29 protein-coding genes and 1 pseudogene are annotated in these 23,975 nt (G+C 33.5%); 8 read left to right on the top strand and 22 right to left on the bottom strand.

The window, feature by feature from the left end:
• Nucleotides 1-131: 131 nt before the first annotated feature.
• From DFQ06_RS18325 to recF, 4 genes are all read right to left on the bottom strand, one after another.
• Complete coding sequence (locus DFQ06_RS18325) at nucleotides 132-323, bottom strand: cold-shock protein (protein WP_034044451.1); 192 nt, start codon at nucleotides 321-323, stop codon at nucleotides 132-134.
• A 99-nt stretch (nucleotides 324-422) separates the two neighbouring features.
• A complete protein-coding gene (locus tag DFQ06_RS18320; RefSeq protein ID WP_042499753.1) occupies nucleotides 423-719 on the bottom strand; it encodes a DciA family protein in 297 nt (98 codons plus the stop codon).
• Between the two features lie 30 nt (nucleotides 720-749).
• Complete coding sequence (locus DFQ06_RS18315; protein ID WP_133969290.1) at nucleotides 750-1,430, bottom strand: 2'-5' RNA ligase family protein; 681 nt, start codon at nucleotides 1,428-1,430, stop codon at nucleotides 750-752.
• A gap of 5 nt (nucleotides 1,431-1,435) precedes the next feature.
• Nucleotides 1,436-2,515, bottom strand: a complete 1,080-nt coding sequence (gene recF, locus DFQ06_RS18310; RefSeq protein WP_074939678.1) for a DNA replication/repair protein RecF — start codon at nucleotides 2,513-2,515, stop codon at nucleotides 1,436-1,438.
• Nucleotides 2,516-2,650: 135 nt separating this feature from the next.
• Between recF and DFQ06_RS18305 the strand changes: the two genes are divergently transcribed.
• The 8 genes from DFQ06_RS18305 to DFQ06_RS18270 all read left to right on the top strand — a co-directional run bounded on the left by DFQ06_RS18305 (nucleotide 2,651) and on the right by DFQ06_RS18270 (nucleotide 9,340).
• Entirely contained in the window at nucleotides 2,651-3,421 is a 771-nt protein-coding gene (locus DFQ06_RS18305) for a tetratricopeptide repeat protein (RefSeq protein WP_042499749.1), read from the top strand.
• Between the two features lie 14 nt (nucleotides 3,422-3,435).
• The gene (ribH, locus tag DFQ06_RS18300; protein ID WP_042505737.1) at nucleotides 3,436-3,921 is read left to right on the top strand and encodes a 6,7-dimethyl-8-ribityllumazine synthase; all 486 of its coding nucleotides are present in this window, start codon (nucleotides 3,436-3,438) and stop codon (nucleotides 3,919-3,921) included.
• Nucleotides 3,922-4,099: 178 nt separating this feature from the next.
• A complete protein-coding gene (locus DFQ06_RS18295) occupies nucleotides 4,100-4,333 on the top strand; it encodes a hypothetical protein (protein WP_042505738.1) in 234 nt (77 codons plus the stop codon).
• Between the two features lie 27 nt (nucleotides 4,334-4,360).
• Nucleotides 4,361-4,648, top strand: a complete 288-nt coding sequence (locus DFQ06_RS18290; protein ID WP_133969288.1) for a riboflavin synthase subunit beta — start codon at nucleotides 4,361-4,363, stop codon at nucleotides 4,646-4,648.
• A 4-nt stretch (nucleotides 4,649-4,652) separates the two neighbouring features.
• Nucleotides 4,653-6,503 carry a DNA mismatch repair endonuclease MutL gene (gene mutL, locus DFQ06_RS18285; RefSeq protein ID WP_074939680.1) on the top strand — a complete coding sequence of 617 codons (1,851 nt, stop codon included), beginning with the start codon at nucleotides 4,653-4,655 and terminating at the stop codon, nucleotides 6,501-6,503.
• A 3-nt stretch (nucleotides 6,504-6,506) separates the two neighbouring features.
• A complete protein-coding gene (locus tag DFQ06_RS18280; RefSeq protein ID WP_133969286.1) occupies nucleotides 6,507-7,274 on the top strand; it encodes a rhomboid family intramembrane serine protease in 768 nt (255 codons plus the stop codon).
• Complete coding sequence (locus DFQ06_RS18275; RefSeq protein WP_133969284.1) at nucleotides 7,274-8,119, top strand: rhomboid family protein; 846 nt, start codon at nucleotides 7,274-7,276, stop codon at nucleotides 8,117-8,119. Before DFQ06_RS18280 ends, DFQ06_RS18275 begins: the two co-directional genes overlap by 1 nt.
• A gap of 192 nt (nucleotides 8,120-8,311) precedes the next feature.
• A complete protein-coding gene (locus DFQ06_RS18270; RefSeq protein WP_074939685.1) occupies nucleotides 8,312-9,340 on the top strand; it encodes an endonuclease/exonuclease/phosphatase family protein in 1,029 nt (342 codons plus the stop codon).
• Between the two features lie 56 nt (nucleotides 9,341-9,396).
• On the opposite strand, the gene DFQ06_RS18265 is transcribed toward DFQ06_RS18270, so the two are convergent.
• From DFQ06_RS18265 to trpC, 18 genes and pseudogenes are all read right to left on the bottom strand, one after another.
• Nucleotides 9,397-9,705, bottom strand: coding sequence for a DUF6122 family protein (locus DFQ06_RS18265; protein WP_133969282.1), 309 nt, complete (start codon nucleotides 9,703-9,705; stop codon nucleotides 9,397-9,399).
• A complete protein-coding gene (locus DFQ06_RS18260) occupies nucleotides 9,705-10,328 on the bottom strand; it encodes a WbqC family protein (RefSeq protein WP_133969280.1) in 624 nt (207 codons plus the stop codon). The genes DFQ06_RS18265 and DFQ06_RS18260 overlap by 1 nt, the downstream gene beginning before the upstream one ends.
• Nucleotides 10,328-11,557 carry a tetratricopeptide repeat protein gene (locus DFQ06_RS18255; RefSeq protein ID WP_133969277.1) on the bottom strand — a complete coding sequence of 410 codons (1,230 nt, stop codon included), beginning with the start codon at nucleotides 11,555-11,557 and terminating at the stop codon, nucleotides 10,328-10,330. The genes DFQ06_RS18260 and DFQ06_RS18255 overlap by 1 nt, the downstream gene beginning before the upstream one ends.
• A complete protein-coding gene (locus DFQ06_RS18250; protein ID WP_133969275.1) occupies nucleotides 11,557-12,861 on the bottom strand; it encodes an ATP-binding protein in 1,305 nt (434 codons plus the stop codon). The genes DFQ06_RS18255 and DFQ06_RS18250 overlap by 1 nt, the downstream gene beginning before the upstream one ends.
• 17 nt (nucleotides 12,862-12,878) lie before the next feature.
• Nucleotides 12,879-14,459, bottom strand: coding sequence for a signal peptidase I (lepB, locus tag DFQ06_RS18245; RefSeq protein ID WP_074939690.1), 1,581 nt, complete (start codon nucleotides 14,457-14,459; stop codon nucleotides 12,879-12,881).
• 68 nt (nucleotides 14,460-14,527) lie between these two features.
• Nucleotides 14,528-15,232 (bottom strand): 4-hydroxy-tetrahydrodipicolinate reductase, encoded by a 705-nt coding sequence (dapB, locus tag DFQ06_RS18240; RefSeq protein WP_074939692.1) that lies wholly within the window; start codon nucleotides 15,230-15,232, stop codon nucleotides 14,528-14,530.
• Nucleotide 15,233: 1 nt separating this feature from the next.
• The gene (locus DFQ06_RS18235; protein WP_074939755.1) at nucleotides 15,234-15,872 is read right to left on the bottom strand and encodes a DUF5683 domain-containing protein; all 639 of its coding nucleotides are present in this window, start codon (nucleotides 15,870-15,872) and stop codon (nucleotides 15,234-15,236) included.
• Nucleotides 15,862-16,776 carry a ParB/RepB/Spo0J family partition protein gene (locus tag DFQ06_RS18230; protein ID WP_042505754.1) on the bottom strand — a complete coding sequence of 305 codons (915 nt, stop codon included), beginning with the start codon at nucleotides 16,774-16,776 and terminating at the stop codon, nucleotides 15,862-15,864. The genes DFQ06_RS18235 and DFQ06_RS18230 overlap by 11 nt, the downstream gene beginning before the upstream one ends.
• A gap of 2 nt (nucleotides 16,777-16,778) precedes the next feature.
• Complete coding sequence (locus tag DFQ06_RS18225; RefSeq protein WP_133969273.1) at nucleotides 16,779-17,543, bottom strand: ParA family protein; 765 nt, start codon at nucleotides 17,541-17,543, stop codon at nucleotides 16,779-16,781.
• Nucleotides 17,544-17,687: 144 nt separating this feature from the next.
• Nucleotides 17,688-17,993 (bottom strand): EF-hand domain-containing protein, encoded by a 306-nt coding sequence (locus DFQ06_RS18220; RefSeq protein ID WP_042501129.1) that lies wholly within the window; start codon nucleotides 17,991-17,993, stop codon nucleotides 17,688-17,690.
• A gap of 101 nt (nucleotides 17,994-18,094) precedes the next feature.
• Complete coding sequence (locus DFQ06_RS18215) at nucleotides 18,095-18,553, bottom strand: tRNA (cytidine(34)-2'-O)-methyltransferase (protein WP_042505756.1); 459 nt, start codon at nucleotides 18,551-18,553, stop codon at nucleotides 18,095-18,097.
• A complete protein-coding gene (locus DFQ06_RS18210; RefSeq protein WP_042505758.1) occupies nucleotides 18,553-19,833 on the bottom strand; it encodes an NAD(P)/FAD-dependent oxidoreductase in 1,281 nt (426 codons plus the stop codon). The genes DFQ06_RS18215 and DFQ06_RS18210 overlap by 1 nt, the downstream gene beginning before the upstream one ends.
• 64 nt (nucleotides 19,834-19,897) lie before the next feature.
• Nucleotides 19,898-20,116: a hypothetical protein gene (locus DFQ06_RS18205; protein WP_042505760.1), complete on the bottom strand. Its 219-nt coding sequence runs from the start codon at nucleotides 20,114-20,116 to the stop codon at nucleotides 19,898-19,900.
• 1 nt (nucleotide 20,117) lies between these two features.
• Nucleotides 20,118-20,882 carry a tryptophan synthase subunit alpha gene (gene trpA, locus DFQ06_RS18200; protein ID WP_042505762.1) on the bottom strand — a complete coding sequence of 255 codons (765 nt, stop codon included), beginning with the start codon at nucleotides 20,880-20,882 and terminating at the stop codon, nucleotides 20,118-20,120.
• Nucleotides 20,883-20,921: 39 nt separating this feature from the next.
• Entirely contained in the window at nucleotides 20,922-21,206 is a 285-nt protein-coding gene (locus DFQ06_RS18195; RefSeq protein WP_042501141.1) for a GIY-YIG nuclease family protein, read from the bottom strand.
• Between the two features lie 47 nt (nucleotides 21,207-21,253).
• Nucleotides 21,254-22,438, bottom strand: coding sequence for a tryptophan synthase subunit beta (gene trpB, locus DFQ06_RS19645; RefSeq protein WP_042505790.1), 1,185 nt, complete (start codon nucleotides 22,436-22,438; stop codon nucleotides 21,254-21,256).
• A gap of 69 nt (nucleotides 22,439-22,507) precedes the next feature.
• Nucleotides 22,508-23,095: pseudogene (locus DFQ06_RS19640) on the bottom strand (phosphoribosylanthranilate isomerase); the annotation flags it as partial.
• Nucleotides 23,096-23,158: 63 nt separating this feature from the next.
• Nucleotides 23,159-23,944: an indole-3-glycerol phosphate synthase TrpC gene (gene trpC, locus DFQ06_RS18185; RefSeq protein ID WP_133969271.1), complete on the bottom strand. Its 786-nt coding sequence runs from the start codon at nucleotides 23,942-23,944 to the stop codon at nucleotides 23,159-23,161.
• Between the last annotated feature and the right edge of the window lie 31 nt (nucleotides 23,945-23,975).

Genomic DNA, 23,975 nt, shown 5'->3' with positions numbered 1-23,975 from the left:
TTACTAACTGTAATACAAAAGTGATGCCACAATTTTAAAATGAAAGTTATTCTGTTTAAATAGCAAACAAAAAAAAGTCTGTCAATTTAAATTGACAGACTTTTAAAGTTGTAATTGTTAAAGTATAAATCTTAGATTACTTTTACGTTTACGGCGTTTAATCCTTTTCTACCTTCTTGTAGATCGAATTCAACTGCATCACCTTCACGAATTTCATCGATAAGTCCTGAAATGTGTACGAAATGTTCTTTGTTGTTGTCATCTTCTGTGATAAATCCAAAACCTTTAGAATCGTTGAAGAATTTTACGGTACCTTTACTCATTGTAATTTGTATTATAAATAATTAAGTGCCAAAGATAATGTAAAAAACAATAAGTAACTAAATAATCTTAAATATTTTATTTTAATTCTTTTGCTCTAATTATCTTAAAACCAGTTTTTTAATAATATCCTTTCCTAACTCTTCGTTTAGCATGTCTATTATTTTTTGTTTGCCATAACTTAATTCCTCCCTAAGAACACTTGAGGTAAGTTGTATGTACAGGGTTTCTCTCTCTAGCGTTACCGAACTTGTGTAGTTGTGCACGCCATTTCCCATAAGTTTTGCCCATGCATCAGATACATTAACTTTATCTAAACCTTTTTCTAAGCGGTTAGTTTCAACAAATTCTTTTAATGCGTCGGAAATACTGATATTATCGTTGTTGCGTTTTGCCATGAGGTTAAATGTTTATGAGAGTTTTGTAGATTAAATGCTAAAATTGAATAGTGTTTTTACATGTCCTTCTTTTTGATACCAGTCGTTGTAAACCAATTCTAGGTTATCAACTTTAAAAGTACCAAAATTATAGTTTTTATACGATTCTACTGCTGTTAAAAATGCTGTTTTGTTATTTAAGGGATTGCAAAATCGAACTACAGTGGTGTGTGCTGTTTGTATAGTGTAGCGTTTGTCTAGGCTTTGCTCCAAACTAGAGTTTTTAAAATGAATTCTTAAATTATCCCGAATAGCGTTTAAACTATTATTTTTCATAAAACCTTTCAACATAATACAAGAAGGCGAAGCTGTTACCCCTTTAAATTCAATTTCTAAAAGCGGTTGCTCTATGATGCTTTTTTTTATAACTTCTATATATTTTGAAATATCAATTTGATCCAAATTAAATCCGTTATAGCAAGAAATGATAGACATTACCGTAATATGAATGTCTGAGTTTTCATAATAATATTGATTGGGATCAATGGTTTTTAGGTGTTTTAAAAACTTTTGAATGTTGTGTTTTACTTCTTCGGAAGGACGAATTAAAAGTGTAATTCCAAAACGTTTATCGGTTGGGTCGTGGATTAATGTGTCAATTTGGTAGTCGTCAGCTTTAATTTTTTTAATTGACGTTTCATATAAATCCTGATAATGATACTCTAAATCCATGCGTATTACAATTTGAAAATCTCGTAAGATTGATGTACTTGTTTAACAGCATTTTCCGTACGCTCAGCATGTGTGTCACTTATAAATAGTTGTCCGAAATTTTCATCGTCAACCAATTTAATAATTTGAGATACACGTTGTTCATCTAGTTTATCAAAAATATCATCGAGTAATAGAATAGGGTTTACACCACTTTGTGCTTTGATAAAATCGAACTGCGCCAGTTTTAAAGCGATTAAAAACGATTTTTGTTGACCTTGACTTCCAAATTTTTTAATAGGGTGTCCCGAAATATTAAAATGCAAATCGTCTTTATGTATACCAACACTTGTGTATTGAAGGGCTTTATCTTTGTTAATGACTTTATTTAGTAAGGTGTTTAAATCATCATCAAACAAATCACTGTGGTAATTTAAATCTACATCTTCATTACCATTGCTTATAGCTTCGTATCTAGATTTAAAAATAGGAATAAATTCTTGTAAAAAAGCATCGCGCTTTTCGAAAATTTTAGTTCCAAAATCGGTTAGCTGGCTGTTATATACGTCTAAAGTGTCTTTGTTAAAGGTGTGGTTTAGTGCAAAGTACTTAAGTAGCGCATTCCGTTGTGTTAAAATTTTATTATAATTTATTAGCGTGTTTAAGTAGCTGTTGTCACTTTGTGAAATTACGCTATCAATAAATTTTCTACGTGTTGTACTGCCTTCAATAATTAAATCTCTATCGGCAGGAGAAATAATAACTAAGGGTAAAAAACCTATGTGTTCGCTAAACTTATCATAAGCTTTTCCGTTACGTTTTATAACTTTCTTTTGTCCGCGTTTTAAACTAACAATTACTTTCTCTAGTTTTTCTTCTTTTTCATAATCGCCATTAATCACAAAAAACTCCTCGTCGTGCTTAATATTTTGAGTAGCTACCGGATTAAAATAGCTTTTCCCGAAGGATAAATGATATATAGCATCGAGCACATTGGTTTTTCCAATGCCATTATTGCCTACAATGCAATTAATTTTCTCGTTGAAAGCAAAGGTTTTGCTTTCAAAATTTTTGTAATTGAGTAATGAAAGTGATTTTAAAATCATATAAATAGCAACTTAAAGCGCATAAAGAGGGTAAAGTCTTAAAAAGAAGTGCAAATTATTGAAAAATATCAAATAAATACCCTTTTAGTTCTGAAGAAAAATTATATTTTTGCGCCACATTAATAGAAACAGAAAATGGCGACATATAATAAGAGAGGTTACAAACCGAAAACGAAAGTTGAGAAAGAACAAGATATTGAAGAAGGATCAACAACGGCTGAAGTTTTTAACACCCTTGATGAAACAGCTTCTAAAACAGAAGATTTTGTAGCGAAGAACCAAAAATATATTTTTATTATTATTGGTGTTGTAGCATTAGTTGTTTTAGGATCGTTAGCATACAAAGAATTTGTAGCTGCACCTAAACAAGAAAATGCAATGAACGATATGTTTCAAGCACAAAAATATTTTGACCAAGCGGTAACAGGTGTTGCTAAAGATTCTCTTTACAACTTAGCCTTAACTGGTGGTGAAGGTAAATTTGGTATGCTAGATGTTATAGAAGAATATAGCGGTACAGATGCAGCTAACTTAGCAAACTATTATGCAGGAACAGCATATTTAAGATTGAAAGATTACAAAAATGCTGTAGAGTATTTAAGTGCTTTTGATAGTGAAGATGAAGTTTTAGCGCCTTTAGCAAAAGGAAACATAGGTGATGCTTTTGTACAGTTAAACCAAAAAGAAGATGCTTTAGAGTACTACGAAAAAGCAGCTAAAATGAGAGATAACGAGTATACTACACCTATGTATTTATACAAAGCAGGTGCTATTGCTTTAGATTTAGGAGAAGCTGATAAGGCTTTAGATTACTTTACTCAAATTAAAGAAAAATATCCAAACGCTACCGAAGCTTCTACTGTAGATGTGTTTATCGGAAAAGCGCAGGTGTTGGCTAACAAATAATAGCTTTACCATATATGGCAACAGTAAATAAAAATTTATCGGATTACGATAAAACAACAATCCCAAATGCGAAAGACTTTCGATTTGGGATTGTTGTTTCAGAATGGAATGATACTATTACAGAAGGTTTATATCAAGGTGCATATAATGCTTTAATTGAAAATGGGGTAGACCCAGAAAATATTGTACGCTGGAATGTGCCAGGTAGTTTCGAGCTTATTTACGGATGTAAAAAAATGCAAGAACAAATGGTTAATGCCATTGTTGCTATTGGTTCTGTAATACAAGGTGAAACCAAACATTTCGATTTTGTATGTGATGGGGTAACACAAGGGATCAAAGATTTAAATGTGCAAGGAGAAACTCCTGTTATTTTCTGTGTGCTTACCGATAACAACATACAACAATCTATAGATCGTTCTGGAGGTAAACATGGTAATAAAGGCACTGAAGCTGCTATTGCTGCAATTAAAATGGCAGAACTACGCAGAATTAGTTAATACCTTTTATAAAACTATAATAAATTCCAAAGGTGTTTTAATCAACGCCTTTGGAATTTGATATTTTAATTCGGGTGGGTTTACCTGTTTTAGCTCTTAACTTTTAGATATTTTTAGCATTTCTAAGCCCTATTTCTGCCTATTTTTAAGTACTTTTGAAAGATAACACCACTAGATTTTGTTTAAACAACGTAAACATAGAAGCTTTAATTATCAATCTCGTTTTTCAGAAGAAAAGAAAGCAGATTCTGGTTTAAACAAAGACTCTAATACCAAAGACTATATTTCTCAATGGAAAGAAAATAGAGCAGGTAAGAGAAAAGTACGCGGTGCAATGCCCGTAAAAAGCTTGATTTTATTTTTGGTATTATTATTGATTTGTATGTATTTATTAGAGAAAAAATACATGTAATACATATCATTTAAAAACGCAGAAATTATGGGAATCTTAAAGGCAAGAAAAAATAAAAAATTCAGTTATACACCTCGTTTTTTTGACGATAAAGGTGAAGGAAACCCTTTTGAAATAAAACATAAGTTTGACGAATACAGAACCACTGTTGGACCAAACAAAGGATTTAAAACAAAACTAAACAATGCTTTAAACGAATTAAAGCATAATAGAGATCGTGAAGCTAACCGACGCATTTTAATTATTGTAGGTGTGTTATTATTAGTGTTTTTCTTTATTATCGATTTCGATTTATCTATATTCTTTTCTAAATAATTATATGGCAGACATTATACAGCTTTTACCCGACCATGTCGCAAACCAAATTGCTGCTGGAGAAGTTGTTCAACGTCCAGCATCTGTTGTTAAGGAATTGCTTGAAAATGCAATCGACGCAGGCTCGGACTCTATTAAACTGATAATAAAAGACGCAGGTAAAACACTTGTTCAAGTTATCGATAACGGTAAAGGGATGAGTACTACCGATGCGCGATTAAGTTTCGAGCGTCATGCAACATCTAAAATTCGAAATGCAGAAGATTTATTTCAGCTACATACCAAAGGTTTTCGTGGTGAGGCTTTAGCGAGTATTGCGGCCATTGCACACGTTGAGTTGAAAACTAAACAACCTCATGATGATGTTGGAAACACCATTGTTATGGAAGGTAGTAAGGTTACCAGCCAGGATGTGGTAGTAACACCGCAAGGGACTTCTGTTTCAGTTAAAAACTTGTTTTTTAATATTCCTGCTAGACGTAATTTTTTAAAATCGGATAACGTAGAATTACGTCATATTATAGACGAGTTTCATCGTGTAGCCTTGGCGCACCCAGGCATCGGGTTTGTTTTTTATAACAACGGAAACGAAGCCTTTAATTTACCAATTAGTAATTATAGACAACGTATTGTAAATATCTTCGGAACAAAAACTAACGAAAAATTAGTGCCTGTAGAAGAAGAAACTGAAGTGCTTAAAATATCTGGATTTGTTGGTAAACCTGAATTTGCCAAAAAAACCAGAGGTGAACAGTACTTTTTTGTGAACGATAGGTTTATAAAAAGTGCCTATTTAAATCATGCCATAGCATCGGCTTATGATGGATTGCTTAAAAACGGAACACACGCCAGTTATTTTTTAAATTTAACAGTAGATCCGCAAACTATTGATATCAATATTCACCCCACTAAAACTGAAATTAAGTTTGACGATGAGCATACGCTTTATGCTATTCTTCGTTCGGCTGTAAAACACAGTTTAGGGCAGTTTAACATTGCTCCAGTTTTGGATTTTGAGCGCGATGCTAATTTAGATACGCCATACGAGCTTAAAAAAGAATCTGCTAGAGCGAGTACACCAACTATAGAAGTAGATAGAAGTTTTAATCCATTTCAGGATGAAGCTCCAGTGAAACAGAGAGCCGTTTCTTATAAAAAAGAACCAACAGAAAGTTGGGAGAGTTTATACGTTGGTTTAGAATCTAAAGGTACAAAAACGCAACAAGATTTTAGCGAAGTACATTTTGAAACCGAGGAAGCTACGGTTTCCATGTTCGATAAAGATATCGAGAAAACCCACACCACATACCAATTACATAATAAGTATATTGTTAGTACTATTAAATCTGGTATGTTGGTTATCGATCAGCATAGAGCGCATCAACGTATTTTGTATGAAGATTACCTTCAGCACCTAACGATCAAAGGCGCTTTAAGTCAGCAACTATTATTTCCGTTAGATTTACATTTTTCAAATCAAGAAATAGCAGTTATTATTCAGTTAAAAGAAGATTTAGAGCATACCGGTTTTGTGTTTTCTAACGTTAAAGAAGAGTCTATAGAAATTATAGGCGTTCCAGTTGGCGTTCCAGAAAGTGAGGTGTCTATTATTTTAGAGCAACTTATTAGTGATGTAGAAAATGAAGTGCCCGACAGTAATTTTTCGGCAACCGATTTACTAGCAAAATCTATGGCAAAAAGTTTAGCCATAAAAACAGGGCAGTCTTTGCAAAAAGACGAGCAAGAGCATTTAGTAAATAAGCTGTTTGCTTGTAAAGAACCTAATGTTTCGCCGGCTAATAGAACAACATTTGTAACGATGAGTGTTGACGAATTAGACAAAAAATTTATATAAATTATGATGCGAATTTCAGAAACCGTTAAACACCTAATAATCATTAACGTGATTATGTTTATCGGTACCTTATTTATAGGGAATGGTGGTTTTTATCAATGGTTCGCAATGTATTTTCCTCAAAACGAATTATTTAAACCATGGCAATTAATTACGCACATGTTTATGCATGGTGGTGGTTATATCCAAAATTTAAGTATCACGCACTTATTATTTAATATGTTCGCTTTATGGATGTTTGGTTCGCCAGTAGAACAAACTCTGGGAGCTAAACGCTTTTTGTTTATTTATATTTCTGCCGGTCTAGGCGCTGTATTATTACAAGTTGGTTTTTACTATTTTCAATATTTACCAGATTATAATGCATTGTTAGATTCTGGTTTATCTTCAGAGAGTATCAAAGCCATGTTAACCAATAATGAAACTGTAGCAGGAGTATCGCAATCTCAAATAACACTGCTTAAGGAAATTTATCCGGCGTTTAACGCGAGTATGGTTGGTGCATCTGGTTGTATAATGGGGATTATGGCTGCTTTTGCCATGATGAACCCTAATGCAGAATTAATGATGATTTTTTTACCAATTCCTATAAAAGCGAAGTATTTTATCCCAGGAATCATTATTTTAGATTTAATTTCAGGCGTTACTGGTCAGTCATTTTTCAGTCCAAGCAATACGGCATACATGGCCCACGTTGGAGGCGCAATTACAGGGTTTTTAATCATGTATTATTGGAAAAAAACACAGTTTAATAATAACCGTTGGAACTAATGAGTTTAACTACCGATATAAAATATAAGTTAGCACGGCTTAACATATTAGAGAAAATAATAGCGGTAAATGTTGTTGTTTTTTTAGTAGGGCTAATTTTGCCAAGATTCCTAAGGTGGTTCGAGTTACCTAGCAATGCTTTTACGGCTCTAGTGAACCCATGGACTATAGTAAGTTACGCTTTTGTACATTACGAATTTTTACACCTACTATTCAATATGCTTTGGCTGTATGTCATTGCACGTATGTTTCTTAATTTATTTAGCCCAAAAAGAGCCTTAAATATTTATTTTTTAGGAGCCATAAGTGGTGGAGCTATGTTTCTTTTGGGCTATGCGTTATTACCTAGTTTTTTTGGTGGTAACTCTAGTTTAGTTGGCGCTTCGGCAGCTGTCCGAGCTTTGTTAATTTTCTTGTGTGCTTATATGCCTAACCAAGATGTACGTGTTTTTATGTTCAATCTTAAACTTTGGTATATTGGTGTTGGCCTTGTTGTTTTAGACATTGTTGGTTTATTTGGGTTAAATGCAGGTGGTAATTTGGCGCATCTCGGCGGTGCACTTTTAGGTTACGTTTATGCCACGCAATTGGTAAAAGGAAACGATATTGGTAGCGGTTTCGAGCGTTTTGTAGATGCTATTGCAAATATGTTTAAAGCTTCAAAAAAAGGACCTTTAAAAACGGTTCATAAAAATAAAAGTAAGGTCGGTGGTTATAAAAAATCAGATTTTAGCCAGTTTAATAATCAGAAAAAAATTGATATTATTTTAGATAAAATCAGTAAAAGTGGGTACGATAGTTTAACAGCCGAAGAAAAAGAATTGCTTTTCAGGGCAGGTAAATAAGTTATTGTAATTATTAATGTTTTGGGCGTTACCCGAAAAGGGTCGGGCTTTCACTACTCAATCTTTTTGTTTTTTGCTAAAAACAAAAAGGATTTCAAACAAACCGTTCAATCCCTAACGCGGGTAAATCTGCTAAGGGCAAAGTTAATTTAATTAAAAAGTGAGTATCTATAGAAGTCAAATAAAGCAAAAATGAAAAACCTAAGTTTCATTAATAAAATAATATATATCGTCAACAGTATTGTGGCGATGTTATTATTGCTGTCAATGGTTTTTCCTTATTTACCACCAAAAACATTTTCATTCCTATCCGTAATAAATTTAGGCGTATCTTTTTTAATTATTATTAATGCACTCTTTGTAGTTTATTGGTTGGTAAAGTTAAAAAAGCAACTATTAACATCTTTAGTAGTTTTGCTTTTTGCGTATTTAACTTTTGGATCTTTATACAAGTTTTCACCATCTAAAAAAATAGAATCCGATCAAAATTTTAAAGTCATGAACTATAATGTTCGTTTGTTTAATCTTTATAAATGGATTCCAGAAGACCAAGTAGAAGTGAAAATTGTAGATTTTATAAAAGCAGAAGCACCCGATATATTAAGCATTCAAGAATATCATCCGCACGAGAATATTAACCTGTCTAGTTTTAAATATAAGTTCGAAAAACTATCGGGTAAAAAAATAAAATACGGACAAGCAATTTTCTCTAATTTTCCAATTATAAATTCCGGATCTGTGGAGTTTCCTAAAACAGCAAACAACGCCATATTTGCCGATGTTGTAAAAGGAAAAGATACTATTAGAGTCTATAATATTCATTTGGAATCTCTTCGTATCGATACTAAAATAGAGAGTTTAAAAAAAGAGAATTCCGAACGTCTTTTACAACGTATAGGTTCTGCTTTTAAAAAACAACAAAACCAAACTGAATTGTTTTTGGAGCACAAAAATAAGTGTAAATACAAAATGATTATTTGTGGCGATTTTAATAACACCGCCTTTTCTTATGTGTATAGAAAAATAAAGGGAGATCTTAACGATTCTTTTAAGGAAGCCGGTAATGGTTTTGGGCGCACACATGAATTTCAGTTTATACCAATGCGTATAGATTTTATTTTAACCGATGAAGCTTTTGCTATTAATGGCTATAAAAGCTACAGTGAGCACTTCTCTGATCATTATCCAATAAGTACAACACTTAGTTTAGAAAATGAGTAAGTTTTGTTTATTAGGCCTAAAATTCGGGTGTTAGAGTTTTAAGAATAAGTAATCTTTTACATAAAAGAGCAGTCTACCGTATCGGCAATAATATGTATTACTAAGCCTAAGCCAATTAAACGTGTTTTTTTTAAGAAAAGTAAAGCGATATAAAATGCCAAAGCATAATACGTATGTAAGGGATGGAAGTTAACACTACACCTATTTGGATCGAAAATAGGATCGGCTAGCAAGTGATCTAAATCTATTAGCATTCCTGCAATCATTATTAAATACGCAACTTTCCAATTCGGTTTAAACCAAATAAGCGCCACAGCCAAAGGCAATAGAAAATGACAACCGTAATGTGCGATAGACTGTAACATTAGGGCGTAATAATGGTTTGAGATTCTAAATAATTTAGTGCATTTGGGCCTTCGTTAAAAAGTAAGTCTAGAATACTTAAATTGGGAATAAACCCATGCTTGTTGTTAAAAACCTGTGTATAGCTTTCAAAGTTTTGTGGCTGTTCTTTTTTTGCGTGTACTAAAAATCGAAAATCATTAGTATCTGTTGGAGTTTCTTGGTAGATTTCAGTTTTTGATGTGTGGACGTCTAATTGTAAACACTCGGTAATAGTTTCAAAACACTTCAAATTAAAATCTAAAATAAAATCAGTTTTCATTTCAAATAAAGGTTGAAGCTCATCTTCATAATACTCAAAAAAAGGAGATGTTCTGTAAGCTGAAAGTAAAGATTTCCAATGTAAGCTCTGCCATTTTTCTTCATTAAATATTTTAACATCACGATACTTTTGCCTGTTTTTTTGCGAGTGTATCACGGGTATATTTAAAGTAAGTTTACCATTGGCACCGTATACGTAAGCGCGGTTTCTATAGGTTTGCTTTAAAAAATTATCATCGGTTTCAAATACCAATTCATCTGTATTTGCAATAGCTACAAAATGAGCAATACTCGGGAAATATGTGGGATGAATTAGAGTTTTCATTATTTAGTAAAAAAGTTGCTTAGCCAAGTATACGCAATAAACATAATACCAACCGTAATGCCAATATGAGCAATAGAGCCACCTGTAAGCGACAATACAATGGCTACGAATAGCATAATACCGCCGTAAACTAAGTTGATTATTTTAGATTTTTCGGTATTTGCCAAAACACCACGGGTTAGCGGTAAAATAGCGGCTAAACACGTTAGGCTTAGCATGGTGAAATAATCGTTTTTTGTTAAAACATTACCCAAAAACATAAGTAATGCTCCAACAAGTAGAGCGAAAAATATTTGACCACTTAGTTTTTCTTTTTTGTCTAATAAATACTTGCCGTATTTATCGAGAATAAGTAGCATATTAGAAAGCGGTTCCATAATCCAACTGCCTAGAGCAAATAATAGATATGCAATAATTAGCGGGATTAATAAAAAAGTATAACCCGACGCTGCAATGAGCTTTGCTGAAATTTTATAAGCAATATAAATACCGATAATAAAAATCCATTGGTTTTTTCCCGATTGCTTGTTCATCCAAAAGGAGTAACGCAAATAGAGGTTGTAAACTCTGTTTTTAGATTTTATAGCGGTTACCATTCCCGATCTAGCGTAATCTAAATTTGGGTTTAGTGATAAGGCTTCTTTAAAATGAGTTAATGCTTTTTTAGTATCGTTGTGCTCCAAATAACTCCAGCCCACGTTAGCGTGCGAGTGAGCGTCTTCAGGATCGTCTTCTAGTAAGTTTTCAATAGAAGATTTTGCTTCTTCTTTTCTATTTAATTTTGTTAATGCTGTGGTTCGTGCATTTTGGCAGAAATTACTTTTTGGATTAATTCGCAACCCTTCGTTGGCAAAATTTAAAGCCGCTTCAAACTTCTTTTTTGTAATTTCAATGTATGCTTTTTGTCCAAAAGCGGTATCATCGTATGGATCTAATTCCAGAGACTTATCGATGTTTATTTCCGCTTCTTTTACATCATCTTGATGTAAATATATTTGAGACAGTAAAAAGTAAACATTAGCCCAATTAGGTAATTCCGCACGAAGATCAAGTGCCAAGTTTAGCGCTTTATCTAAATCTTTAGTAAGGAATAGGCATTGTGCCAAAAAATATTTAGCATTACTATTATTGACATCTTCGGTTAAAGCCGTTTGAAAATAGGGGATAGCATCTTGATATCTACCAATTTGAAAAAGCTGAATGCCGCGTTCTAGATTTGGGCTATCCATTATTTTTTAATTTTTAGGTAGACTAAAATATCATCATATAAACCAGAATCGTTTGAGTATAAAGCGTAGTTTTTTGCCGAATTAAACCATTCTCTGGTAGAAGCTTTCATTTTACCAAAGGCTTTTAAAATATCTTTAGTAGTTAATGGTTTAGGAATGCCATCTTTAAAAGATTCGAGTAGTTTTTGCTCTATGGCAATATCTACACTTGCTTTAATATCTGCTCCCGAAAATTCTTTACTTTTTTTAGCTAAATCTTGAAACTTAATATTGTCTGTAGGTTTCTCTTTTAGTTCAATTTTGAATATTTCCTCTCTAGCAATTTCATCTGGTGGTGCTACAAAAATAATACGATCAAAACGCCCAGGACGTCTAAAAGCTGGGTCTATATACCAAGGTGCGTTTGTGGCGCCTAATACTAAAATACCATCGTTATCAGAATCAATGCCATCAAGTTCTGATAAAAATTGATTGATAACAGTTCTTCCTGCGGTTTTATTAATATCATTTCTATTGGCACCCAAGGCATCAATTTCATCTATAAAAATAACGCAAGGTGTGTTTGCTCTAGCGGTTTCAAATATTTCGTGTAAGTTCTTCTCAGAGCTTCCCATCCACATATCTAAAATGTCGTTAATGCCAATATTTATAAAGTTGGCATTAATTTCACCTGCCGTAGCACGTGCAATATGGGTTTTACCACATCCTGGAGGTCCATAAAGTAAAATACCTCCGCCAATTTTTTTACCGTAAGCTTTATATAAATCTTTATGTAAAAGCGGCTTAATGATTTTTAAATCAATTTCCTCTTTTACTTTTTCCATACCACCAACATTTTTGAAATTAATGTCTGGTTTTCTTAGAAAAGATATGCCATCTTCATCTATAAAATCATCATCAAAATCTTCAACCGGAATTCTAAATAAATTTTCAAATTCGTCATTTCTAAACGATTTGTCAATTTCTAGAATACGTTGGTAGGTAGCAAGAGCATCTTCCTTTTGGTCTTGGTCTATATAGCAAAAACATTGAAGTTCTAAATAAGTAGTCGCTTCATTGTTTTCAATAAGTTCTTCGAGGATAACCTCTGTTAAATTATATTTTTTCTGTTTAAAATAACATTCTGCTAATAGAAATTTATGAGCTTCTGTAGGCTGTTTATCTAAAATAAATAATAGATGCTTCTCTGCTTCTTCATAATTTAAAGCATCAGAATATAGCTTTGCAATTTGAAATCGCAATTCTATGTTTTCTGGCGAAAACTCTAAGGCTTTAAGTAGACTTTCTAGTAGTGTGTTATCCATAAAATTTAAGTCAATAATTAGCTATTGGCCGCTTTTCTTTCTTTCCATTTTTTGAATCCAAAATATCCTGCTAACAGAATTAAAAATGGAATTAAAAAAGATGTTGCTTTTCCAGAACCGCTTACGGTTGTAAAGAAACGTTCCCATCGTGGGCTAGATCCATCCCAACTCATCCATATAAATACAGGTTTACCAACAACGTGATCAAACGGTACAAAACCCCATGCTCTCGCATCGATAGAGTTATGGCGGTTATCACCCATCATCCAATAATAATTTTGTTTAAAAGTGTATGTTGTTGCAACTTCTCCGTTTATTAAAATTTGGTTACCTCTTACGGTTACATCATTGCCTTCATACTCGCTAATTACGCGTTTGTAAAGTGGTAAAACATCTAAGTTGATATCTATTGTTTTTCCTTCTTCAGGAATGTATAATGGTCCGAAGAAATCTACATTCCAATCATAATTTGGATCATGAGGAAAAATGTTAGCATCACGAACGCCTTTTTCTTTCTTGTTAGGCGTTATGCTTGCAACGTTTGGATGGTTTTTAAACTGTGATAAAGCTTCATCGGAAATCGCTGAAAAATAGTAGGTATTGTTGTTATTAATAATACCAAAACCATCAGTAATATCATAACGTTCTTTTAAATATGCAGGATTAAATTGATTGGTTTTTGGTTGCACCAAATAACTAAATTGTAAATGTGCACGATCTGGCAATTCGTTTTTCTTTCCGTTAATATAAACAAAACCATCACGAACTTCTAAGCTATCTCCTGCAATACCAACACAACGTTTTACAAGGTTGGTCTTTTTGTCTATAGGTTTGTAATAGTTTCTGTCTGGTTGAAAATCGTTCATGTCCAGCAATGTATCTGCTGGCTGATTGAATACAACAATATCATTACGTTCTATGTTTTCGAAACCAGGAAAACGTAAGTACGGAAGTTGTAGTTTATTGACTAATGATGTTTTACGTTCTTCGAAATTATCGTTGAATAAATATGATTTCTTTTTTAAACCAGGAATAGTATCATGTACCATTGGTGCTCCAACAGTTGTCATTGGTATTCTAGCACCATAATGAAATTTACTTACAAACAGAAAATCGCCTACTAATAAAGATTTTTCTAAAGAAGAAGACGGAATCGTAAATGGTTGAATAAAATAGGTGTGTACAATAGTGGCAGCAACAATGGCAAATAAAATAGAGCTTACCCAATCTCCAGAAGAAGATTTTGGTTGTAAATCACGATTTTCAATATAAGTTACATTGGCAGCGTAATTGAGGTAATAGTTGTAAAACCCTAATGTAAGAATGGCTAAAGCAGTATCTAAAGGTTTGTTTTTTCCAAAGCTTCTAGCAGTTTCTACCCAAACTACAGGAAACATAATCATGTTTACTATAGGAAGAAAAAGAAGAATAACCCACCAAATTGGGCGGTTAATTATTTTCATTAAAACTACGCCGTTGTAAACAGGAATAAATGCTTCCCAGGCTTGGCGACCGGCTTTAATATATAATTTCCAGGTACCTAATCCATGAATAACCTGAATTATTAAAATGAATATAAACCATTGCATTAACGTCATAATCCTAAATATTTTATTTATTGATGTAAGTAGCTAAATGAGATGTAGCGTTACATTAATTTATTTTTTTAACCAATGTTTAACACATCGTTCATTGTGAAAACACCTGTTTTTCCAACAATCCATTCCGATGCAATTACGGCTCCTAAAGCAAAACCTTGTCTGTTATGTGCCACGTGATCTATAGTAATGGTATCTACTTCACTTTGGTAAGTTACTGTGTGCGTACCTGGAACATCTTCTATACGTTTAGCAACTATAGGTAATTTTTTATCAGCTTTATCGTCAAGCATCCAACCATCATAATGTGGATTGTTGTTTATAATACCTTCTGCTAAAGTAATGGCAGTGCCACTTGGTGCATCTAACTTTTTTGTGTGATGAATTTCTTCCATAGAGACATTGTATTGCTCTAAGGTGCTCATCATTTTAGCTAGTGTTTTATTTAATTCGAAAAAAATATTTACACCTAAACTAAAGTTTGAAGCATAAATAAAAGCGCCTTTTTTCTCTTCGCACAACGCTACAGCATTATCATAATTATCTAACCAACCTGTTGTTCCCGAAATAACAGGAATGTTGTTGTTTAAACAGTTTGAAATATTGTTGAAAGCTACGTTTGGAATACTGAAATCTATGGCAACATCGGCTTTAGTAATATCGTAATCTGTATCATCTTTATCAACCTTTAAAACAATATTGTGGCCGCGTTTAATGGCTATTTGTTCTATGGTTTGACCCATTCTCCCGTATCCGAGTAAAGCAATGTTCATATTAAAATTTAAAATTTAAAGTTAGTCCAAGGTTGCTAGTTGCATCAACCTCATTAAATTGGTAGTGTGGTGCCAAAGATAAATTCTCATCTACATTATACTGTAGTAAATGGGCATCCACATTGGCTTCTATTATATTCAAAGCGTACAGGCCAATAGTTACAAGAAGTGAAATTTCTTTATTTTTTCGATAAAATTCTTGTGCTGTTTCTAATCTCTCTGTACTTACGCGTGGTTCGTCAAGTTTTGTTCCAGAGGAATCGAAATAAAACTCATCGGTTTCAAATCCGGCTAAACGACTTTTATAGGCATCGCGATACCTTGTGTATTCATTACTGTTGTTTATGTAAAAATAAACTCCTGTTCCTAATGCAGCGTATACAATAGGGATTTTCCAATATTTTTTGTTGTAAGCTTGCCCTAAACCTGGTAAAATTGCTGAGTAAAACGCAGCTTTTGCAGGTCTTAACGGATCGTAAGCTTCTGTTATTTGTAGTGTAGAATCTATTACAAATTCTTTTGGCAGTTCTTTTGTTTTTTCCTTCGGAAGAGGTTCTTCCTGAGGAGCCTTATCTTGAGCAAATAAAGAAAAGCAACATAGAAAAGCGCAAAAACTTGTTATTAGAAATTTATTTTGAATCACCTTCGACTAATTTTTTAATACGGTTAAAATCTTCTTCGGAATGAAATGGAATTGTAATTTTTCCTTTTCCGTTTTTAGAGACTTTAACGTCAATTTTATGTCCAAAGTATTCCGAGAACGAGCTTATGCCAGTTTTAACAAAATTTGGCATAGCTGTATTGGCTTCCTTTTTTGCAGGAGCAGCAACAGTTTCGTCGTTGTTATAATTACGAACTAATACTTCGGTGTCTCTAACCGATAATTTGTTTGATAAGATTTTTTCGTAAATATCTAATTGAATCGATTGGTCTTCGATAGTAATTAAAGCACGGCCATGTCCCATAGAAATAAAGCCGTCGCGCATACCTGTTTGGATAATTGGGTCTAACTTTAATAAACGTAAATAATTGGCAATAGTAGAACGTTTTTTTCCAACACGCTCGCTCATTTGCTCTTGTGTTAGGTTTATTTCGTCTATTAAACGTTGGTATGAAAGTGCAATTTCAATAGGGTCTAAATCTTGACGTTGAATGTTTTCAACCAAGGCCATTTCTAACGATTCTTGGTCGTTTGCAATTCTAACGTAAGCCGTAATAGTTTCTAAACCTAGTAATTTAGACGCTCTATAACGACGCTCTCCCGAAACGAGTTGATATTTATTTAAACCTAATTTTCTAACAGTTATAGGTTGGATAATACCCAACTCTTTTATAGAAGACGCTAACTCGCGTAAGCTTTCTTCACTAAAATTAGTTCGGGGTTGAAATGGATTAACTTCAATAAAATCGATATCTAAATCAACAATGTTCCCAATAACTTTATCTGCATTTTTATCTTCGGCAGATTGGATATCGTTACTTGGGTCGTTTAAAAGTGCTGATAAGCCTCTACCTAAAGCTTGTTTTTTTGTTGCCTTCGCCATAATTAAGCATTTTTAGTGATAACTTCTCTTGCTAAACTCAAGTAATTGGTTGCGCCTTTACTACCAGCATCATAATTAATAATGCTTTCGCCGTAACTTGGTGCTTCGCTTAAACGAACATTACGTTGTATAATGGTTTTAAAAACCATATCGTTAAAATGTTTTTGTACCTCTTCCACCACTTGGTTAGATAGGCGTAAACGGGAATCGTACATGGTAAGCAATAAGCCCTCAATGTCTAATTCTGGATTGTGTATTTTTTGAACACTTTTTATAGTGTTTAATAACTTCCCTAAACCTTCTAATGCAAAGTATTCACATTGAATTGGGATGATTACGGAATCAGCGGCTGTTAAAGCATTTAAGGTTAATAACCCTAGTGATGGCGCGCAATCTATTAATATGTAATCGTAATCGTCTTTGATTTCTTTTAACGATTTTTTAAGCATGTATTCACGCGATTCTTTGTCTACAAGTTCAATTTCTATAGCAACTAAGTCGATATGAGCAGGTATAATGTCAAGATTTGGCGAATCAGTTTTCATGATGGCTTCTCTTGCGGTGTTAGAATGCTCTAAAAGTTGGTAGGTTCCAATTTCTACAGTTTCTACATCTATACCTATTCCAGAACTTGCATTTGCTTGAGGGTCAGCATCTATAAGTAATACTTTTTTTTCTAATACACCTAAGGATGCGGCAAGATTTACCGACGTGGTTGTTTTTCCAACGCCTCCTTTTTGGTTAGCAATTGCGATGATTTTACCCATTAATGATTTGGTTTTATTAGCTGTAAAAATACGATTATTTATTAGTAATAAAAATGTAGCTTAATATAATTAATTCACAAAAAAAAAGACAGCGCATTTGGCTGTCTTTTCACTATAAAATGTAAGCTAATATTGTTTAGCTTGTTAGTTTTTCTTATTATTTCCTTTGCCTTTTCCTTTTGCCATTCCAGCTTTAAACTCCTCGAAAGTTACAGAGCCATTACTGTCAGCATCCATTTTAGCAAAACGTTTTTCTAAAACTTCAGCTTCCATTTCTTTCTTGCGCTTTTTTGCTTTAAACTCATCTAAAGTTATAAGTTTATCTTCATCAGTATCATAAGAAGCAAACATTTTCTCAGGATCTGGTTTCTTTTTGTCTTGTGCATTAGTAATAGTAACAGCACATAATGCCATAACAGCTAAACCGAATTTTAAATTTTTTGATGTCATTTTATATTAGTTTTTTAGTTAAACTTCATGTTTAGACACTTTTTTTAAAAAATAGTTTAATGGTTTAAGAAAATATTTTTTTGTATATTTTAATACTCTTTTTATTTTAGCCTTAACTGACTCAAACCTTCGTAAACTGTAATACTAACGGCATTTGCTAAATTCAAGCTGCGGATGTGTTCGCTGTACAGCGGAATTTTATAAAGTTGATTTGCGTAGGTTTCATTAATCCATTTAGGAAGACCAACCGATTCTTTTCCGAAAACTAGAAATAAATCGTCCTTGAAAGGAATATCCCAATGTTTTTTTTTACCATGGCTAGACATGAAGGCCATTTTTTTATCATGATTTATTTTGAAGAATTCATCAATATTATCGTAATACGTAATAGAAAGGTGTTTCCAATAATCGAGTCCGGCACGTTTTAATCGCGCATCCGATATTTCAAAACCAAAAGGTTTTACTAGATGTAGGTGTGAGCCCGAACCTAAAGCTAAACGGCCTATGTTTCCCGTGTTATTCGGTATTTCTGGTTCAACTAAAACGATGTTTAAAGGCATTATTCTTTTGTGGTTTTAACTTTTGTGGCAACAGGCTTCATTATAATTCGTAACGTACTGTCGTTGTTGAAATAACTAATCATCCAATTCATGAAAATCAGAAGTTTATTTTTAATACTCAAAATAAGCATTAAGTGAATAAACATCCAGGTAAACCAAGCTAAACGCCCTTGGAAACTAAATTTAGGCAAATCTACAACGGCTTTGCGTTTGCCAATAGTTGCCATGGAACCTTTATCGGTATACTCGTAATCTTTTAATGGTTTGTTTTTAACTTTTCTACTTAAGTTTTCAGCCAAAAGCGAAGCTTGTTGCAAAGCTACACTAGCCACTTGTGCATGGCCTTTCGGAAAATTAGGGGTTTCCATGTATGCAATATCGCCTAAGGCGTAAACATGTTTTAAACCAGTAACTTCGTTTTGTCGATTAACAATAAGTCGATTGCCACGAGTTATACAAGTTTCAGGGAAACCTTTAATAGCATTTCCGGTTACACCTGCTGCCCAAATTACATTTTTAGAGTTTATTGTTTTTCCTGTATTTAGGGTAACAATGGTGCCATCATAATCTTTAACAAAGGTGTTTGTAACAACAGAAACACCAAGCTCTTCTAAATACTTTTGAGACATTTTCTGAGAGCCTTCACTCATCGGACTCAGTGTGTTCGGACTGCCTTCTAATAAAAATATTTTAAGTTTAGAGAAATCTTTATCAGGGTAATCTTTAGGTAAAATGTGTTGTTTCATTTCTGCTAAAGCACCCGCTAATTCTACACCAGTTGGGCCACCACCAACAATAACAAAATTTAATAAAGTTTGCAGTTTTTCGGGTTCGCTGGTGTTAAGCGCGTTTTCAAAAGTTTGCAGAATTCTATTTCTAAGTTGTATAGCCTCAGGAATAGTTTTCATTGGGTAAGCGAAATTCTTTAGGTTTTCGTTCCCAAAATAATTGGTTGTACAACCAATAGAAATAACCAGATGGTCGTAATCAAAATCACCAATAGGTGTATTAACAAACTGGTTTTCGAAATTAATTTCTGCGACTTCTGTAATCCTAATTCTTACGTTTTTTGCTTTTTGAAAAACCTTTCGTAACGGAAAGGAAATACTCGCAGGTTCAAGCCTAGCTGTCGCTACTTGATACATAAGTGGTTGAAATTGGTGGTAATTTTGCTTGTCAATTAAATACACCTCGTAATTTGGGTGATTTATTAAATCTTGTGCAAGTCTCAGTCCTGCGAAACCAGCACCAATAATTACAATTTTTTCTGTTTTACTCATGTTATCTTATTTTTAGGCAAGAATAAATTTTATTAATTCACTAACGATATTTGTTCTTTATTTTTTACTCTTTTGAAAACATTTTTAAGAGCACAATTCGTATTAATAGCACAAAAGGAAACCCGTGTAAACAAACATCAAACCAATCTTTAAGTTTCATTCCTGTTGCTCCACCTAGTATCCATTTGAGTTTACCTAGAATATGAGGCTCAGGGAAAAAAGGAGCTAAACCTAAAGTTAAACAAATTAGTAAAACAAGTTTCCAATCGTTAAGCATTTTCATTTTAACCGAGTATCGATTTCACAAATACCTCCGTTTTGTTAACACCGTTTTCCGTAATGTGCTTTATAAAAGCACTACCAATAATGGCGCCTTTAGAATGTTCGGTAGCTTGTGTAAAGGTTTCATTATCCGAAATTCCAAAACCAATAACTTGTGGGTTTTTTAGTTCCATTTTTGCAATACGCTCAAAATAGCTCATTTGCTCGTCTCCAAACCCAGAACTACTTCCTGTAACACTAGCACTACTTACCATATAAATAAAGCCATTCGAGATCGAATCGATAAAATTAATACGCTCCACAGAGGTTTGCGGCGTAATTAAAAATACGTTTATCAGGCCGTATTTCTCAAAAGTCGCTTTGTATTCATCGTTATAAACATCTACAGGTAAATCGGGAATTATTAAACCATCGATACCAATTTCCTGACATTTTTTACAAAACGCTTCCACACCATATTGTAACATCGGGTTAAAATACCCCATAATTATTAATGGAATGGATACCGTTTTTCTAATACCTTTTAACTGATCGAAAAGGACCTCGGTAGTCATACCATTTTTCAGTGCTTGCGTCGAACTTGCCTGTATCGTTGGGCCATCGGCCAAAGGGTCACTAAACGGAAGTCCGATTTCTATCATGTCTACACCGTTTTTTTCCAAATCTTCAATGATGGAAACAGTATCGGTTAAACTCGGGTAGCCTGCTGTAAAGTATATAGATAGCAGTTTTTTATCTTCTTGTAATTTTTTATTTATTCTATTCATAGTAAGAATATTTTGTATTCTCTCGAAGGAGGGAATCTTTTAAATGTATTCGGAAAGGTCTTTCCAATCAGGGTTTAAACTATTTATTAAATTGATTTTCCAGGCTCTATTCCATTTCTTAATTTGTCGCTCTCTTTTTATTGAGTTGTTTACGTATTTCGTTGTTTCAAAGTAAACTAATTTATCAACATTATATTTTCCTGTAAAGGATTTTGAACTATTGTTTTTATGTTGATTTAGCCTAACCTTTAATTGTTTAGTACGCCCAACATACAAAACTGTATGGTTCTTATTTGTTAATATGTAAACGTAATGTACGTCCATGGTTTTACTTTGAGATTTCCGCCTTCGCGGAAATGAAAAAATGAAACTTATATCTTAAAATATTCAATATAATTCTGTAAATCCTTATCACCACGTCCTGAAAGACTCACAACAACCACGTCGTCTGGTTTAAAGGTTTTTTCTTCAAAAATAGCCAGCGCATGCGAACTCTCAATAGCCGGAATAATACCTTCTAGTTTACATAAATCCAAACCAGCCGTCATAGCTTGATCATCGGTAATCGACATAAATTCAGCACGTCCCGTTTTGCATAAATGTGCGTGCATTGGGCCAACACCAGGATAATCTAAACCAGCCGAAATAGAGTAGGGCTCTGTAATCTGTCCGTCTTTAGTTTGCATTAACAAGGTTTTACAACCATGAATAACACCTTCGTGTCCTAAAACAGAAGTCGCGGCACTTTCTCCAGAATCTACACCTAAACCAGCCGCTTCAACAGCAATAATTTTTACATCCGGTTCGTGTAAATAGTGGTAGTACGTTCCGGCAGCATTACTTCCGCCACCAATACAAGCCACAACATAATCTGGGTTTTCTCTCCCAATTTGTTCTTTTAGTTGCCATTTTATTTCTTCGGAAATTACCGATTGAAATCTGGTAACCATATCCGGGTATGGATGTGGCCCAATAGCCGATCCAATAATATAATGTGTGTTCACAGGGTTGTTAATCCAATCGCGAATGGCTTCGTTTGTAGCATCTTTTAAAGTTCTACTTCCAGAAAGAGCAGGCACAACAGTAGCGCCTAACATTTTCATTCTGGCTACGTTTGGTGCTTGACGCGCAATATCAATTTCACCCATGTAAACAATACATTCTAGTCCCATTAAAGCACAAACAGTAGCGGTGGCAACACCGTGTTGTCCAGCTCCTGTTTCAGCAATAATTCGAGTTTTACCTAAACGTTTGGCCATTAAAATCTGGCCAATAGTATTGTTTATTTTGTGTGCGCCCGTATGGTTTAGATCTTCACGCTTTAAATAAATTTTAGTGTTGTATTTTTCAGAAAGACGTTTAGCAAAATACAAAGGTGATGGGCGACCAACATAATCTTTTAAAAGTTGATCGAATTCCTTTTTGAAATCTGGTTCGGCCATCACTTTTAAATAGTTTTGGCGTAACTCTTCCACATTCGGGTAAAGCATTTCTGGAATAAATGCACCACCAAATTCGCCGTAATAGCCTTTTTCGTTTACGTTATAGTTTTCCATATGTTTATTTAAATTTGAGTCTGTTCCATGGTTTGCATGGAAAAACAAATTTGTTTTAAAGTCTTTTAATAATTCTATGTTTTTTAATCCGGGTTCTATTTCAAACTTACTGTTTACATCTAGTGCATAACAGTATTTGGAAGCCATACTTTGCTGAAACTTTTTAACCGCTTCAATTTCATCGAAACCAATACCCCCACTTAAAAAGAAGGGTTTGGTAGACGAGTAATTGTTTAGCACATTCCAATCGAAAGTATAGCCATTTCCGCCTGGGTGTTTTCCTTTGGTATCAAATAAAAAGTAATCGCAAACGGCTTCGTAAGGTTTTAAAACCTCAAAATTGAATTCGTTTTTAATAGAGAATACTTTAATGATTTCAAGAGATGCAGAAACAAGTTCAGCTTGTCGATTTTTTAAATCGTTACAATATTCCGGGGATTCTTCGCCGTGTAATTGAACAGCTTGTAAGTTGAATGTTTTTATTTTTTCAATAACAACTTCTAAATCTTCATTCACAAAAACACCAGTCTTTTTTATAGAATTTGATATTTCGGGAATGGATGTGTCGAAATTTCTAGACGATTTATCGTAGAATATAAAACCTAAATAGTCGGGCTGTAGAGCAGCGACTTCAGTCATATTCTCTTGATATTTCATTCCGCAAATTTTCAGTTTCATGATGTTCAAATTGTGTTGTTCTAAAATAAATTCAGTAAAACTTTATTTATTTAATTGGTTTATAAAATCGGTAGCACTTGCCCCAGGATTATTCGTTTTCATAAAGTTTTCACCTATTAAAAATCCTTGATATCCAAAAGGTTGAAGTTCTTTAATGGCTTCAACGCTGCTTATGCCGCTTTCTGATACTTTTACAAAATCGTTTGGTATCTGTGTGCTTAATAACTTACTGGTTTCTAAACTCACCTCGAAGGTTTTTAAATTTCTGTTATTTACACCCAGCATGTCTAAACTCGGCATAATCGATTTGTGTAATTCTTCTTCGTTATGTACTTCTAAAAGCACATCTAAATTTAAGCTTTTAGCAAACTCAGAGAATTGTTTTATTTCGTCTCGAGATAGAATAGCAGCAATAAGAAGAACAACATCTGCACCATAAGCCTTCGCTTCTAGCATTTGGTATTCATCGATTATAAATTCTTTTCTAAGTAATGGTAGGTTGCAACTTGCTCTTGCTGTTAATAAATCGTCTAGAGAGCCTCCAAAGTATTTTCCATCGGTTAGAACAGACATACCGCAAACGCCAGCATCTTGATAACCTTTTGCTACATCTTGAACATTTAAGTTGTTATTAATTACAGATTTTGATGGCGATCGGCGTTTATGTTCGGCGATAATTCCAGATTTACTATTACGTAAATTATTAGCAAGAGAAACGGTTTGTCTTCCGAATAAAACAGATTGTTCAAGTTGCGATGTTGGAATGAGTTGCTTTCTAAGAGCTACTTCATTTCTTTTATCTAATGTTATTTTGTCTAAAATGTTCATTTTTTAGTGTTGAGTTGGCAGAGTTTAATTT

The organism is Algibacter lectus (assembly GCF_004368925.1).
Taxonomy (GTDB): domain Bacteria; phylum Bacteroidota; class Bacteroidia; order Flavobacteriales; family Flavobacteriaceae; genus Algibacter; species Algibacter lectus.
The sequence above is the reverse complement of the archived record's forward strand: the minus strand, read 5'-3'. Positions and strand labels throughout refer to the sequence as shown.

What these genes read in the sequence shown, in the direction of transcription:
- DFQ06_RS18325 (WP_034044451.1), bottom strand. Translation starts at nt 323, where the DNA reads ATGAGTAAAGGTACCGTAAAATTCTTCAACGATTCTAAAGGTTTTGGA.
- DFQ06_RS18320 (WP_042499753.1), bottom strand. Translation starts at nt 719, where the DNA reads ATGGCAAAACGCAACAACGATAATATCAGTATTTCCGACGCATTAAAA.
- DFQ06_RS18315 (WP_133969290.1), bottom strand. Translation starts at nt 1,430, where the DNA reads ATGGATTTAGAGTATCATTATCAGGATTTATATGAAACGTCAATTAAA.
- recF (WP_074939678.1), bottom strand. Translation starts at nt 2,515, where the DNA reads ATGATTTTAAAATCACTTTCATTACTCAATTACAAAAATTTTGAAAGC.
- DFQ06_RS18305 (WP_042499749.1), top strand. Translation starts at nt 2,651, where the DNA reads ATGGCGACATATAATAAGAGAGGTTACAAACCGAAAACGAAAGTTGAG.
- ribH (WP_042505737.1), top strand. Translation starts at nt 3,436, where the DNA reads ATGGCAACAGTAAATAAAAATTTATCGGATTACGATAAAACAACAATC.
- DFQ06_RS18290 (WP_133969288.1), top strand. Translation starts at nt 4,361, where the DNA reads ATGGGAATCTTAAAGGCAAGAAAAAATAAAAAATTCAGTTATACACCT.
- mutL (WP_074939680.1), top strand. Translation starts at nt 4,653, where the DNA reads ATGGCAGACATTATACAGCTTTTACCCGACCATGTCGCAAACCAAATT.
- DFQ06_RS18280 (WP_133969286.1), top strand. Translation starts at nt 6,507, where the DNA reads ATGATGCGAATTTCAGAAACCGTTAAACACCTAATAATCATTAACGTG.
- DFQ06_RS18275 (WP_133969284.1), top strand. Translation starts at nt 7,274, where the DNA reads ATGAGTTTAACTACCGATATAAAATATAAGTTAGCACGGCTTAACATA.
- DFQ06_RS18270 (WP_074939685.1), top strand. Translation starts at nt 8,312, where the DNA reads ATGAAAAACCTAAGTTTCATTAATAAAATAATATATATCGTCAACAGT.
- DFQ06_RS18265 (WP_133969282.1), bottom strand. Translation starts at nt 9,705, where the DNA reads ATGTTACAGTCTATCGCACATTACGGTTGTCATTTTCTATTGCCTTTG.
- DFQ06_RS18260 (WP_133969280.1), bottom strand. Translation starts at nt 10,328, where the DNA reads ATGAAAACTCTAATTCATCCCACATATTTCCCGAGTATTGCTCATTTT.
- DFQ06_RS18255 (WP_133969277.1), bottom strand. Translation starts at nt 11,557, where the DNA reads ATGGATAGCCCAAATCTAGAACGCGGCATTCAGCTTTTTCAAATTGGT.
- DFQ06_RS18250 (WP_133969275.1), bottom strand. Translation starts at nt 12,861, where the DNA reads ATGGATAACACACTACTAGAAAGTCTACTTAAAGCCTTAGAGTTTTCG.
- lepB (WP_074939690.1), bottom strand. Translation starts at nt 14,459, where the DNA reads ATGACGTTAATGCAATGGTTTATATTCATTTTAATAATTCAGGTTATT.
- dapB (WP_074939692.1), bottom strand. Translation starts at nt 15,232, where the DNA reads ATGAACATTGCTTTACTCGGATACGGGAGAATGGGTCAAACCATAGAA.
- DFQ06_RS18230 (WP_042505754.1), bottom strand. Translation starts at nt 16,776, where the DNA reads ATGGCGAAGGCAACAAAAAAACAAGCTTTAGGTAGAGGCTTATCAGCA.
- DFQ06_RS18225 (WP_133969273.1), bottom strand. Translation starts at nt 17,543, where the DNA reads ATGGGTAAAATCATCGCAATTGCTAACCAAAAAGGAGGCGTTGGAAAA.
- DFQ06_RS18220 (WP_042501129.1), bottom strand. Translation starts at nt 17,993, where the DNA reads ATGACATCAAAAAATTTAAAATTCGGTTTAGCTGTTATGGCATTATGT.
- DFQ06_RS18215 (WP_042505756.1), bottom strand. Translation starts at nt 18,553, where the DNA reads ATGCCTTTAAACATCGTTTTAGTTGAACCAGAAATACCGAATAACACG.
- DFQ06_RS18210 (WP_042505758.1), bottom strand. Translation starts at nt 19,833, where the DNA reads ATGAGTAAAACAGAAAAAATTGTAATTATTGGTGCTGGTTTCGCAGGA.
- DFQ06_RS18205 (WP_042505760.1), bottom strand. Translation starts at nt 20,116, where the DNA reads ATGAAAATGCTTAACGATTGGAAACTTGTTTTACTAATTTGTTTAACT.
- trpA (WP_042505762.1), bottom strand. Translation starts at nt 20,882, where the DNA reads ATGAATAGAATAAATAAAAAATTACAAGAAGATAAAAAACTGCTATCT.
- DFQ06_RS18195 (WP_042501141.1), bottom strand. Translation starts at nt 21,206, where the DNA reads ATGGACGTACATTACGTTTACATATTAACAAATAAGAACCATACAGTT.
- trpB (WP_042505790.1), bottom strand. Translation starts at nt 22,438, where the DNA reads ATGGAAAACTATAACGTAAACGAAAAAGGCTATTACGGCGAATTTGGT.
- trpC (WP_133969271.1), bottom strand. Translation starts at nt 23,944, where the DNA reads ATGAACATTTTAGACAAAATAACATTAGATAAAAGAAATGAAGTAGCT.